Origin of the sequence: Sulfurimonas sp. (assembly GCF_018698455.1) — a bacterium.
In the GTDB taxonomy this organism is placed as follows: domain Bacteria; phylum Campylobacterota; class Campylobacteria; order Campylobacterales; family Sulfurimonadaceae; genus Sulfurimonas.
Genome location: NZ_JABIOQ010000074.1, coordinates 24,375 through 36,874, shown reverse-complemented (window position 1 = coordinate 36,874; position 12,500 = coordinate 24,375). Strand labels below are relative to the sequence as shown.

Sequence of the window (12,500 nt, the reverse complement as noted above, 5' to 3'; positions counted from 1 at the left end):
TATGAAATAATGATTTTACAGGAATTTTTATACACCATAAATGGGTGTATAAAGGAGACTATTTAAGTAATTTTTTCCAAGCTTTTTCTATCTTAGCAACAAGCTTTTTAGTAATACCTTTAACTTCTACAAGAATTGTTGGGTTCTGGTGCAAAACACCAATAACATCGTCAGCACTACCAATATGATCAATGATATTTTTAACTTTCTTCTTGCCGATTCCATTTATCGTTATTAAAAAATCATTTAACTCCTCTGTAGTGATTTGAGCTTCTTGGGCTGATTCACTGGATTCATCTTTTGTAGGATGAGGAGCTTTTGCTTTTGAAGCTTTTTTCTTCTTGTTGGAACTTGTATTTAAGTGTGCTAGGTTATCTTGAAAGTTCCATTTCTCACTTGGCCACTCTTCACTCCAACGGCGTTTAACGTCAAGAACTGGGTACTGCTCATCAAGTTTATGTAAGTAAACTTTTTTACCACCGTAAGATTTCTTCTTCTTACCAAAGTACTCACCATCAAATGAAGGAGAAAATTTACCAAAGTGAATATGTCTTAGAGTTCTAAGAATAGAAGGCTCTATCTTACTTAACTCTTCCCAGTTAAACATTGGCATATGAGGTTTTCTAAAAGTCCCATCAGAAAGACTCCACATGATGTACTGACCAATCCAATCTCTTATGTATGGAAATGCAGCAAATGCAGTAGCACACTCTAAAATGCGAGGAACACCATCTATACCATAAGCAACATCACAAGCCCAGTACTCAGCCTTTGCATCTTTACTTACTTGTACAGCAAGGTCAAGAACATTCTCAGGAACATCCATATAGTCCATACTTCCACCCTGGGAAGTGTTAGTTAACCACTCGCCTTTCGGAGCACGACGCCAAAACGCACAAACAGGTTTATGACCGATAAGCATTACACGAATATCAGCTTCCATAGGAACAAAATCTTGAAAGTACTGTGGGTGATATTTTTTATCATCATAAAGATTGCGAGCTTCTTTATAGGAGTCAACTTTATGTACAAAGTATCCACCATAGTTAGATGGACCATAAGATTTTTTAATGATTTTTGGGTATTCACATTTTTGCAAAAACTTATCTGCATTATCATGTTTGTAATAAATATAAGTTTTAGGAATTGGAAGATCGTATTTCCAAGCAAATCTAGTTACGTTTTCTTTAGATTTGTTAGAGAACTGAGTATCCATAGATGGGATAAAACGAACGTTAGGAAGCTCGCAAGCTATCTCACGAAAAGTCTCATAAGCAGTAGAGGGAATATTACCAATTAAAACGTCAATCTTTTTACGTTTAACTTCTCTAATAAATCTTGCTTTATCATTTTTCCAATGATATGTAACAGTCTCTATCTTGTTTGGCCATCCTTTAAAGTTAGAATGATCAAAAAATCTCATTACATAATCCATGTATACAAAACCTAATTTTGGTAGTTGCTTTTTCTTTAAACTCATGATTTTCCTATTTTTAGTTATTTTATTTTTAAGCATTATATCAATCATATTGTTTATTGTAAACAATATGATTGATATAATGCTTAAAAGCCTATTGTCAAATTTAGTATTTTTAATGGATAGTGGTGGTGTTACTTAACTTTTCCTAAAAATTCACAGTCAACAGTATTTACTTTTACTATGTCATCTACTAAAACATGGTAAGGTACTTGTACGACTGCACCAGTCTCAAGAGTAGCAGGTTTTTTACTGCCACTTGAAGTGTCACCTTTAAAGTTTGGAGGAGTGTCTGTTACTACAAGTTCCATAAATTCAGGAGCTTGTACTGAAATAGCCTTGTTTTTAAAGAAAATAATTTCAACATTAATACCATCTTTAAACCACTTAGAAGCATCATCACACTGTGCATATTCAAGGCCAAGTTGATCGTATGTTTCGTTATCCATAAATTGGTACATTTCGCCATCATCATAAAGGTACTGCATTGTTTTGTAATCAATAACTGGAACTTCAAACTTATCACCAGCATGAATAGTTCTCTCAACTACTCTTCCGTTTAAAAAACTTTTCATTTTCAAACGTACAAATGCAGCACCTTTACCAGGTTTAACATGTTGAAATTCAACTATTTTGTATGGTACTTCACCTACAATTAAACGAACACCTTTTTTTATATCACTCATTCCTACATTTGCCATTAACACACCTTTTTATAACTTAAAATTAATAATTTAAACTTTTTGAGTTTTGAAATTTTATAATACAACAAGTTTACATACAACTAGATAAAACTGAACAATCAGATGTTTAGTCTATTCTACTTACCTTATTTCTTCCATTTGACTTAGAACGGTATAAAGCTGTATCTGCTTCTTCAAAGTACTCATCTACATAGCTTAATGTAGAAAATTCAGAACTACTATAACCTGCACTCACCGTAACATAATCACATATGCTAGATTTAGCATGTTCTATTTTAGTGTCTTCCACAGTTTGAATAAGCTTGTTTAAACGCCTAGAAAACTCTTTACCACTATGCCCAATGCTAACTATCACAAACTCTTCCCCACCATATCTAGCACAAAATTCATTCGCTCTTCTAAAACTATCTTTCATTATTTTTGTTATAGACTGTATACATACATCACCTTTTTTATGTCCATAGTGGTCGTTATATTGTTTAAAAAAATCAATATCTATTACAGCTATATGGTAATTCACTTCTAGTCTTTTTGATTCGTTAAAATATTTTAAAGAGTTTTCTTCATAATATCTATAATTATACATACTTGTTAACAAATCTGTAATAGCCAACTTGTGAAGTTTATCATTCAAGGCTTCAATTGTTTCATTTTGAGTTAGAAGTTCATGTTGAAGATTCTCTTTTTTTCTGAAAGTCAGAATAATAAATATACCAACGAACAAATTTAAAAGTAAATATACAATAAGTTCAAAAACCTCTTCACTCAATAAATTATTTTTATATTCAGTCAATAAATTTTCATCAACAACATCAACAATAGACCAAAATGTTCCCTTTATCAACTGCTCAGACAATATATTTTTTATTTCACCCTTGTTTAAATGTATCCCTTCTCTTTTACCTAAGATATCTCTACTACCATTTGCCGTAACAGCTATTAGATAGTCTTTACTCTTGTTTATCATTACTAGTTCATGGTTTTCTCGAGTACTTATTTTAAGTAAGCTTGCAATTTCATCGACTTTAAATGCAACTATAAATACATATGTCTTAGATTTATACTTAAAGTCTATAAGAATATCATAATGGTATGAAACGGCATTTGGATGAATACGAATTTTTTGATTTGAATTTTTCAAAAATATTGCGACATCATTTCTACATATCCAACCCATTTTACCTTCAAATTCATCCACCACAAATTCTGTTTCGTCGTTTGTAATATTTAAAGAAAAGTAGTCTGTAAAGTACTTACCTAGCTTTTCATCTAGTCTCTCATATTCACTATAGTCGTTAGAATTTTCAATGAGATGGTTAACCATTTTTCTATTATCTTCAAAGAATGACTTAACTAATTGTTTTTTATCTCTTAAAATATTTTCTAATTCAAAACTAATATTTTTAGTTGAATTGGCTGCTATCGATACTTGCTCATTGTAAAAATCTTTTTCACGATCATCTAAGAATTTTACAAATACAAATATAAAGACGAATAATAAAGATATCATCAAGCATATTATCTTTATTTCTAATGTAAAAATTTTCTTAAAATGAATTTTATTCATCAATATCAAAGCCTTATATTTATGTAAATGAAATTTTATCTATATTCACTATACCTATAAGTTCCTTTTGTTATAATTAGGTGATTAAACAAATTACATACTGGACATAATTAAATATGAAATTCACTTTAGAAACGAAGTCAAAAAATGCTCGGGCAGCAACTATTACAACTGCTCATTCAACTATTAAAACACCTGTATTTATGCCTGTGGGGACTATTGGAAGTGTTAAAAGTCTTGATGCTAGTGATTTAGTTGACCTGCTTGGTGCTGAAATAATTTTAGCAAATACTTATCATATGTATCTTCGTCCTGGAGATAAAGTAGTAGCAAAAATGGGTAAACTACATAACTTTACAAAATTCCCAAAGAGTTTTTTAACAGACAGTGGTGGATTTCAAGCATTTTCACTCTCTGATATTTCTAAACCTATGACTAATGGTATAGAGTTTCGCTCACACATAGACGGTTCAAAACACTTTTTTACTCCAAAGGGTGTTATAGACATTCAAACTAACCTTGGTTCTGACATCATGATGGTACTTGATGATTTAGTAGCACTTCCCGCGACACAAGAACGTATAAAAGTCAGTATTGAGAGAACTACTTCTTGGGCTGGGGAGTCTATTGACTACTTTCGTTCTCAACAGAAAAAAGGAATATGTGTAGATCAAAATATATTTGCCATTATTCAAGGTGGAACAGATAGGGAATTTCGTACAAAAAGTGCCACAGAACTCTGTGCTATGGACTTTGATGGTTTTGCCATTGGTGGACTATCGGTTGGAGAGTTAAACAACGAGATGTATGACACAGTTGAGCATACGGTACAGTATATGCCAGAAGATAAGCCACGTTATTTGATGGGTGTAGGAACTCCTGAGGACCTCATCGAAAACATAGAGAGAGGCATAGACATGTTTGACTGTGTTATGCCTACAAGAAACGCGAGGAATGGAACTCTTTTTACTTCTTTTGGAAAGATCAATATCAAGGGTGCAAAGTTTAAAGAAGATCCAGCTCCCATAGACCCTGAATGTGAGTGTTTAACTTGTAAAACTTATTCTCGTGCTTATCTTTGTCATCTTTATCGCGCAAGAGAAATAACATACTTTAGACTTGCAACTATTCACAACTTACATTATTATTTAAATCTTATGAGAGAAGTTAGAGCGGCTATTTTAGAAGATAAATTTTCTGAGTATAAAGAGGAATTTTATAAGAAAAGAAGTTAGTTTCTAGCTTCTTTTCTTTTACACAATTTTTCTGTTCACAGAAACTTTACACTTCCATAAAGCTTTTCCCCATTATACAAAGAAGAAATATTTGAAACTGTTATATTATCTTTAGTATCTACTATTATAAATTCTATCGGCTTACCGACTTCTATAGCAGATGACTCTTTATTAATTACATTTAATGGATTAGTAGATGTCATTCGTACTAAGTCAGGCATTGATATAAGTCCACTTCGAACAAGTTTTGTATAATAAAGGGGAAATGCATCCGCTATAGCTTCACAACCATAAGAAGCATCAAAAAATGCCACTTCTTTGTTTACGGGGGATGAGGGTTGATGAAGTGTTGTTAAAAGATCAATATCTCCATTTTTTAAAGCCTTCTGTAGAAGGAGCATATCTTCACGAGAAGCCAAAGGTGGATTGAGTTTAGCTATGGTGTTAAAATCTTCACAAGCCTCATCACAGTTTACTAAATGATGTATAGATACCTCACAAGTAACTTCTACTCCATCTTTCTTTGCTTTTGCTATAAGTTCAACTGAACGCGGAGACGCTATAGCCTTAAACAGTATTTTTATTTTAAAGTGTTTTGCTATCTCTATCATACGAGAAACATGGAGTACTTCACTAAGGTTTGGTATGCCTGCTAACCCTAGTTTAGAACTTATGTCTCCATCTAGCATAACACCTGCATTCATTAGCGAGTTATCCTCTGCCTTACAAAAGAGTGTAACCTTATACATCTGAATGTACTCAGCTATCTTAATTGCAATGTCATTTTTTGCAATGGTACTCATGTATGGAGCAACAATACCTTTTTTCAAAAGTATAGCTATGTTTGAAAGAGACATATCTTCTTTTAGGGTATTTAGCATTAGGTCTACTTTGACATCTTCTATAGCATCAAGCCCATATTGTGCAAATTCTAATACTACTTCGTTATCTATAGCAGGGTTAGAGTCCGCGTTTAATACTATATGCCCTACTCCACCTTTTTTTGCTTGCTCAGTTACATGCTTTATGTTTTTTGCATTTAACGCGGAGTCAAGTAGTCTTACATTTGTATCTACTATAGATGGAATCAGGTAAGCTCCAGCAGCATCTAAAGATTCTTCACCATTAAGCTTACTTCCTATCTCTGTAATAATTCCATCTTCAATACGAACATCAGCTTCTCTCTCACCATTAACATCACAAATAATCACATTTGTTATAAGCATTTAGACCAACCTTAGATATAATACATGCATTATATAATAAATAAGGCTTAGAGTTGCGCTTACTATTACTTTTTTTACTAACATTTTCAAATATCTTTGCTACTTCTTCATATGAGAAAGGCAAAGACCTCTATATACAAAAAGCTTGTTACTCTTGTCATGGACATAAGATAGAAGGAATTAGTACCTTTCCTGCTCTTGCAAATCGTTCTAAAGGCTATATGACATACAAGCTAAAGCACTTTAGAGAGAGAAAAGCAGACACACAACGCCAAGAGATGATGATAGACTTTGCTGTAAACCTTAGTGATGAAGACATAGATAACTTGACTACATTCTTTGCCGACTATGTAGATGTTGAGAAGCAAGAAAAATATGATGACTCTTATGATAACTATGGGGATGGTGGCTCATGAAACTTCTAGTGAGCGCACTTGAACATTCCGCAAATGTTCACCTAAAATCTCTTCAAAAAGAACTCTCAGATGATGTAGAATTTATAGGGATATTTTCGAGCGAACTGGGTTCTCCAATTATTGATCTTAAAAGCTTAGCCATTATGGGTTTTGTGGATGCACTTAAAAAGTTACGATTCTTTTTTAAGCTCAATTCACAAATGGTTGAATTAGCTGCGGAAGCTGATAAAGTTCTTCTTATAGACTCTTCAGGCTTTAACCTTCCACTCGCAAAAAAGATAAAAAAAAAATACCCAGAGAAAGAAATCATCTATTATATATTACCTCAAGCATGGGCATGGAAGAAAAAGCGCATCCCTGTTTTAGCTCGTACTATTGACCATTTAGCTTCTATACTGCCATTTGAACCTAGTTACTATCCAGAGAATGCTCCAATAGAATACGTAGGACATCCCCTACTTGACCAAATAACAGAATTTAAGAAAGAACTTAGAACTGAGATAAAAGATGTTGCCTTTATGCCAGGAAGTAGAAAGGGTGAGATACAAAAACTTATGCCCATATTTCTCCAACTGACTAAGGAACTAAAGGTAAACACGACCATTATTATTCCTAAACACTTTACTAATGTTGAAATAAAAGAACTTTATGGAGACCTTACAAATATCCAAATATCCAATGAACCACATAAAACTCTTTTAAACTCAGACTTCGCATTTATATGCAGTGGAACGGCTACACTTGAAGCTGCACTTATTGGTGTGCCTTTTATACTTAGTTATATAGCAAAACCTCTAGACTACTTTATAGCCTCGTGTTTAGTAAAGATAGAGTACATAGGTCTAAGTAATATTATGTTTAAAAAATTCAAAGGAAAAACTTTACATCCAGAGTTTATTCAAGAAGAAGTAAGTGTCACTAATTTAAAAGAATCATTTAAAAGTTATAATAGAGAAGATTTTTTTGAGAACTCTCAAGAATTGAGAGCTTATTTAAAACATGGAAGTTCTAGAAGGGTTGCAGAAATTATAGAAGAGATTTAACTCTCTTCTTCTTTAGGTTTACGAGCTTTAATACTTATAGTCTTTCCTACTTTTTTAGGAGCATCAAATTTTTCTCGCTGTGATCCATCATGATGATGATTTCTATCTCCTGATTTTCCTGAAAATATTGCTTTTCCATTCTCATCTTTTCCAAGAAATTTATTTTCTGCTTTTTTCTTTTTATCCCACTTGTCTCCACCCTCGCGTTTAGGCTTATCAAACTTTGGTTTTTTGTATCCCTCATAGACAGGTTTTATCTCTGTCGCACTTTCATGACGTTGTTTAGCTATCTCTGTAATTTCATCTTTAGTGAGTTTTTTTCTTGCTTTTGGGTCAACTTCTTTCTTTTCTTTGACTGCATATTCAAAACCCTCAACTATTTCTTGTTTGATTGCACGGCCTAAAAGCATCTCTATTGGATAAAGTTCTTTTTGTTCGCTCTCATCTACTAAAATGATGGCTTGTTGCGTAGTCTTACTAACTCTTGCCATATAAACAATAGCTTTTATTGGAAGATCGTAACTTATAAGATATTGGCAAGTAAGTTCTTTATCTTTTACTAAATCTCTATCTTCCATTACCCTCGTACTTTTATCTTCTAGTTTTTCTAATAGTTCTTTAGCATCTCCAGCTGTCACTACTAGGATATCAAGCTTTTTATCTTGAGCAATAATGTCATTTAACAGTTCTATTTTTTTTTCATTTGGACATTTGAACACACGGTGATTGGTTGGTTTTATAGTGATTAAGTTAGAAGACATACTTATCCTAAAATATTAATTTTGTAATTATATCCTTAATTGTCATAATTTATGCTATTATGAATAAATATATATATTATAAAAATTAGGAATATTATGACATTTAATGATTTAGGACTTAATAAGTTACTACTAAAAGCGATTGCCGAGCAAGGTTATGAAAAACCAACTCCAATTCAAGAGCAAGCTATACCGGTTATCCTTCAACGTAAGGATGTATTAGCGGGAGCACAAACAGGAACAGGAAAAACAGCTGGATTTACTCTTCCAATGTTAGAGCTTCTTTTACGTTCAAAACAACAGGATAGTAAACATCATGTAAAAGCACTTGTACTTACACCTACACGTGAGCTTGCATCTCAAGTTCAAGACAACATTTATAATTATGCAAAACATACACCATATAAGTCAACAGTGATTTTTGGAGGAGTTAAAATAAACCCTCAAATAGTAGCACTTAGAAAAGGTATAGATATAGTTGTTGCGACACCTGGTCGTTTACTTGACCATATCTCTCAAAAAACAATTAACCTTTCAAAAGTAGACTTCCTTATTCTTGATGAGGCAGATAGAATGCTTGACATGGGATTTGTTAATGACATTAAGAAGATTATGGAAGTTCTTCCAAAAGAACGTCAAACACTTCTTTTTTCTGCTACTTATTCTGAAGATATTAAAAAACTTTCAAACAAGTTTTTAAAATCTCCTACCCTTATAGAGGTTGCTCGTGCAAACACTTCTAGTGAAACAGTAGCACAAGCAATTTACCATGTAGACAAGACTCGTAAACGCGAGCTTTTAACTCAACTTATAAATGAAGGTGAGTGGAAGATGGTTCTAGTCTTTACTCGTACTAAGCATGGAGCAAATCGTTTAAGTGAACAACTTGCTACTGATGGGATTACATCTGCTGCTATCCATGGAAACAAAAGCCAAAATGCAAGAACAAAAGCACTTGAAGATTTTAAGAAGGGAAAAGTTAGAGTACTTGTCGCTACAGACATTGCAGCACGTGGTATAGATATAGACCATCTTCCTCATGTTGTCAACTATGAGCTTCCTAATGTAAGTGAAGACTATGTTCATCGTATTGGACGGACTGGTCGTGCTGGAAATAAAGGTGAAGCTATAAGTCTTGTCTGTGTAGATGAAGATGATTTTTTAGCAAGCATAGAGAAACTTATCAAAAAAGACATACCAAAAGTATGGCTCAAAGGTTTTAAACCAGACCCAAGCATAAAAGCCGAACCTATTAATATGGGTGGAAACAGGGGTGCTAGAAATAAGCCTCGTGGTGGTCAAAGTCGTAATGGCGGTGGAGGAGCAAGAAGCTCTGCAGGAAGAGGAAGAAGATAGATTTTAATCTATCTTCCTTAAGTTTTTCATTTAAATACTGTTTAAATGTTCCAAGAACTCTTTAGGTTCTATAAATCCAATAACAGTTTTATCTTTCATAACCGCTGAGTTTTCATCAAAAAAGATGAGAGCTGGTGGACCAAAAACACCATACTTTTTACTCAGTTCTTTTTCATCACTACTATTTTCTGTTATGTCCGCACGCACTAAAATAAACTCCTTCATTTTAGCCATTACATCTGGATCTGTAAATGTCATCTCTTCTAGCTCTTTACATGAAGTACACCAAGCAGCTGAAAAGTCTAATAAGACTTTTTTACCATCGCTTGCTTTTAACACTTTGTCAAGCTCCGTGATTGAGTGTATAACTTCAAAACTAAGTTTTTCTTCTTTACTTAAAACACCACTTGAGTGTCCCATAGTATTTAAGAAACCAAGTGGTTTTGTCATGCTCGATGAACCAGCTAAAAAACCGATAAATAAAGAAACGGAATATATAAAAATAATCATCGCTACACTATGTTTAAAAAAATGCCCACCACTACGGAAAACACCAAGAAAAAGTGCAAAACCTATACCTAGTATACTATAAAGTATCATAACAATATCTGCACTTAGAATCTTCTCTAGCATCCAAATAGCAACAGCTAACATCAAAACACCAAAGACAGCATTGACCATTGTCATCCAAGCACCTGGTTTTGGCATAAACTTACCAGCACTTACTCCAACAACAATAAGAGGTATTCCCATACCTAGACTCATAAAGAACAGTGCCATTCCACCAAGAACTGCATCTCCAGTTTGACCTATATAAACTAATGCACCAGCTAAAGGAGCGGCTACACATGGCCCAACAATAAGAGCTGATAAAAAGCCCATAATCGCCACACCGATATAACCTGAATGATTACTTGATTTACTTACTCTGTTCACAATAGCATCAGGAAGTTTTAATTCATAAAAGCCAAACATACTAAAGGCAAGTGCAACAAAAATAAATGAAAAAGAATACACAACCCATGGCACCTGCAAAGCGGCTTGTAGATTAGCACCAAAGAGACCTGCTAAAACACCAGCTATAGTGTATGCTATAGCCATAGAAAGAACATAAACAAGCGAGAGTGCAAATGCTTTTTTCGTTGTTATCCCATCACCTTGAGATATAATAAGCCCTGAAATAATAGGAATCATAGGAAAAACACAAGGAGTCATTGCTAAAAGAAGACCAAAACCAAAAAATGTTGCTAGAACTATCATAACATCACCTGATCTAATTGTATCTGCAATCATATCAGTTGTAGATTTTTTCTCTTTTTTCACTGTGAGAGCTTTTGTGGAAGTAAGTTCTGAGTTTTGGATATTTACAGTGAATTCTTTTCTAAAAGGTTCATAACATAATCCCATTTCAGAACATCCTTGATAGGATAAAAGAAGAACTACCTCTTTTTGAGGAAGGACATCTTCTTTTTTTGAAAGAGTTAATATAAACTTAGGTGATCCTACATAAACAGTCTCTTCATTATGAACAGTAGCTTCTGGGTACTCTATATTTTCTATAGAGTATTTTTCTTTACTCTTCAAACTAAACTTCATTTCTTTTGAATAAATATAAATATTTTTACCGAGTACTACACCCGTCTCTATCTTTCCAGCTTCGTTCATTTTAGCATATGGTTTAAATGCTTCATCGGGCATTAAAAAGTCACCTGCGTTTAAACTATTTATAAATAGTAAAATCATTAAAATGTTTGCGATATATTTCATTTGTACATGTACCTCATATTTTTAAGTCTCTGATTATAACATTAAATTGTGTATACTGTGTGTATTAATCTACAGCATAATCAAAACAAATTTTATATTTTTAAAAAATATTAAAATTTATTCTGCTAAAATCGTGTTATATATATAATAAGGAGAATCGTTTGATAAGTAATGATATGGAAATATGTTCTTGTAACTCATTAAGTGTAGGAGAAATTGCACAATGTATCAAATCAAACCATATAACTACTCTTGATGAACTACTCGAAAATCAAGAGTGTCCAGTAGGAGATAAGTGTGAATCTTGTAGGGATGAGGGAATTAATAATGACGGAATAAACCTTCCTCTAGTCCTTGCTCTTGTTAAACGCAAAGAGCTTTAAAAAAGAATGCTTTATCTATGCGAACTTTCCATATATCATACTTTTGAACAACTTCCATCACGGGAAATTAATTTGCTTGACCCGTTCGTACAACTAAACGAATCAAGTCATTGTGTAAATCATTTCGAATATAATTAACTAAGTCAAGTGCTGCTTCTAGTGTTTCCGTAACAACATCGATAAGTGCCATTACTATAAGTAATAAGACAAAAATAACTTCAATATGGATTAATAATTGCTAGTAAATTTCCATGGAAATAAAAAAAGATATTTTAGAGAAACTAAAAGAGTTAAAAAACAGTCAATGTAAAAAAGAGCGAGTTCATTCTCATGCATTATTACTTTTAAATAGTGGAAGGGAAATAAAAGAAGTAGCAGAAATTTTTGATGTGACTGAGCGTTGGAAATCTACCAAAAACATGGAAAACTACGTTGAAAAAGTGATTAAGGGATATGGGATAGATTATGAAATTAATTTTGGGTAGTTACTTACCACTGTTGTTTTAATAAAAGTATTTTTGCATCTTTAGCACTTTATGCAGAAAGTATCTCAAGATCAAAATTA

The 12,500-nt window shown here is 33.0% G+C and carries 13 protein-coding genes; 6 read left to right on the top strand and 7 right to left on the bottom strand.

All coding sequences use genetic code 11. The annotated features are described in order from the left end of the window. Positions 1-58 precede the first annotated feature (58 nt). The 3 genes from HOG88_RS11470 to HOG88_RS11460 form a co-directional block, all read right to left on the bottom strand. A complete protein-coding gene (locus HOG88_RS11470) occupies positions 59-1,480 on the bottom strand; it encodes a helix-hairpin-helix domain-containing protein (protein WP_295006281.1) in 1,422 nt (473 codons plus the stop codon). Positions 1,481-1,611: 131 nt separating this feature from the next. Next, positions 1,612-2,178, bottom strand: a complete 567-nt coding sequence (gene efp, locus HOG88_RS11465; protein ID WP_295006279.1) for an elongation factor P — start codon at positions 2,176-2,178, stop codon at positions 1,612-1,614. 109 nt (positions 2,179-2,287) lie between these two features. After that, a complete protein-coding gene (locus tag HOG88_RS11460; protein WP_295006277.1) occupies positions 2,288-3,691 on the bottom strand; it encodes a GGDEF domain-containing protein in 1,404 nt (467 codons plus the stop codon). A 173-nt stretch (positions 3,692-3,864) separates the two neighbouring features. Between HOG88_RS11460 and tgt the strand changes: the two genes are divergently transcribed. Beyond that, on the top strand, positions 3,865-4,983 hold the full coding sequence (gene tgt / locus HOG88_RS11455) for a tRNA guanosine(34) transglycosylase Tgt (protein WP_295006274.1): 1,119 nt from the start codon (positions 3,865-3,867) through the stop codon (positions 4,981-4,983). 35 nt (positions 4,984-5,018) lie between these two features. Here the strand turns inward: tgt and HOG88_RS11450 are convergent, their stop codons facing one another. Further along, positions 5,019-6,209 carry an amidohydrolase family protein gene (locus HOG88_RS11450; protein WP_295006272.1) on the bottom strand — a complete coding sequence of 397 codons (1,191 nt, stop codon included), beginning with the start codon at positions 6,207-6,209 and terminating at the stop codon, positions 5,019-5,021. A gap of 53 nt (positions 6,210-6,262) precedes the next feature. Between HOG88_RS11450 and HOG88_RS11445 the strand changes: the two genes are divergently transcribed. Then, positions 6,263-6,625: a c-type cytochrome gene (locus HOG88_RS11445; RefSeq protein ID WP_295006271.1), complete on the top strand. Its 363-nt coding sequence runs from the start codon at positions 6,263-6,265 to the stop codon at positions 6,623-6,625. Next, positions 6,622-7,668, top strand: a complete 1,047-nt coding sequence (gene lpxB / locus HOG88_RS11440; RefSeq protein WP_295006270.1) for a lipid-A-disaccharide synthase — start codon at positions 6,622-6,624, stop codon at positions 7,666-7,668. Before HOG88_RS11445 ends, lpxB begins: the two co-directional genes overlap by 4 nt. Here the strand turns inward: lpxB and HOG88_RS11435 are convergent. Beyond that, the gene (locus HOG88_RS11435) at positions 7,665-8,429 is read right to left on the bottom strand and encodes a hypothetical protein (RefSeq protein ID WP_295006269.1); all 765 of its coding nucleotides are present in this window, start codon (positions 8,427-8,429) and stop codon (positions 7,665-7,667) included. The two genes, lpxB and HOG88_RS11435, sit on opposite strands and share 4 nt — an antisense overlap. A 96-nt stretch (positions 8,430-8,525) precedes the next feature. Here HOG88_RS11435 and HOG88_RS11430 point away from each other — a divergent pair, with 96 nt between their 5' ends. Next, positions 8,526-9,785 carry a DEAD/DEAH box helicase gene (locus HOG88_RS11430; RefSeq protein WP_295006267.1) on the top strand — a complete coding sequence of 420 codons (1,260 nt, stop codon included), beginning with the start codon at positions 8,526-8,528 and terminating at the stop codon, positions 9,783-9,785. 30 nt (positions 9,786-9,815) lie between these two features. Here the strand turns inward: HOG88_RS11430 and dsbD are convergent, their stop codons facing one another. Beyond that, positions 9,816-11,552, bottom strand: coding sequence for a protein-disulfide reductase DsbD (gene dsbD, locus HOG88_RS11425; protein WP_295006265.1), 1,737 nt, complete (start codon positions 11,550-11,552; stop codon positions 9,816-9,818). Positions 11,553-11,713: 161 nt separating this feature from the next. On the opposite strand from dsbD, the gene HOG88_RS11420 reads away from it, so the two are divergent. Beyond that, the gene (locus HOG88_RS11420) at positions 11,714-11,935 is read left to right on the top strand and encodes a (2Fe-2S)-binding protein (RefSeq protein ID WP_295006263.1); all 222 of its coding nucleotides are present in this window, start codon (positions 11,714-11,716) and stop codon (positions 11,933-11,935) included. A gap of 67 nt (positions 11,936-12,002) precedes the next feature. Here the strand turns inward: HOG88_RS11420 and HOG88_RS11415 are convergent, their stop codons facing one another. Further along, positions 12,003-12,125: a hypothetical protein gene (locus tag HOG88_RS11415; protein ID WP_295006261.1), complete on the bottom strand. Its 123-nt coding sequence runs from the start codon at positions 12,123-12,125 to the stop codon at positions 12,003-12,005. Between the two features lie 61 nt (positions 12,126-12,186). Here HOG88_RS11415 and HOG88_RS11410 point away from each other — a divergent pair, with 61 nt between their 5' ends. Next, positions 12,187-12,420 (top strand): hypothetical protein, encoded by a 234-nt coding sequence (locus HOG88_RS11410; RefSeq protein ID WP_295006260.1) that lies wholly within the window; start codon positions 12,187-12,189, stop codon positions 12,418-12,420. The last annotated feature ends 80 nt before the right edge of the window (positions 12,421-12,500 follow it).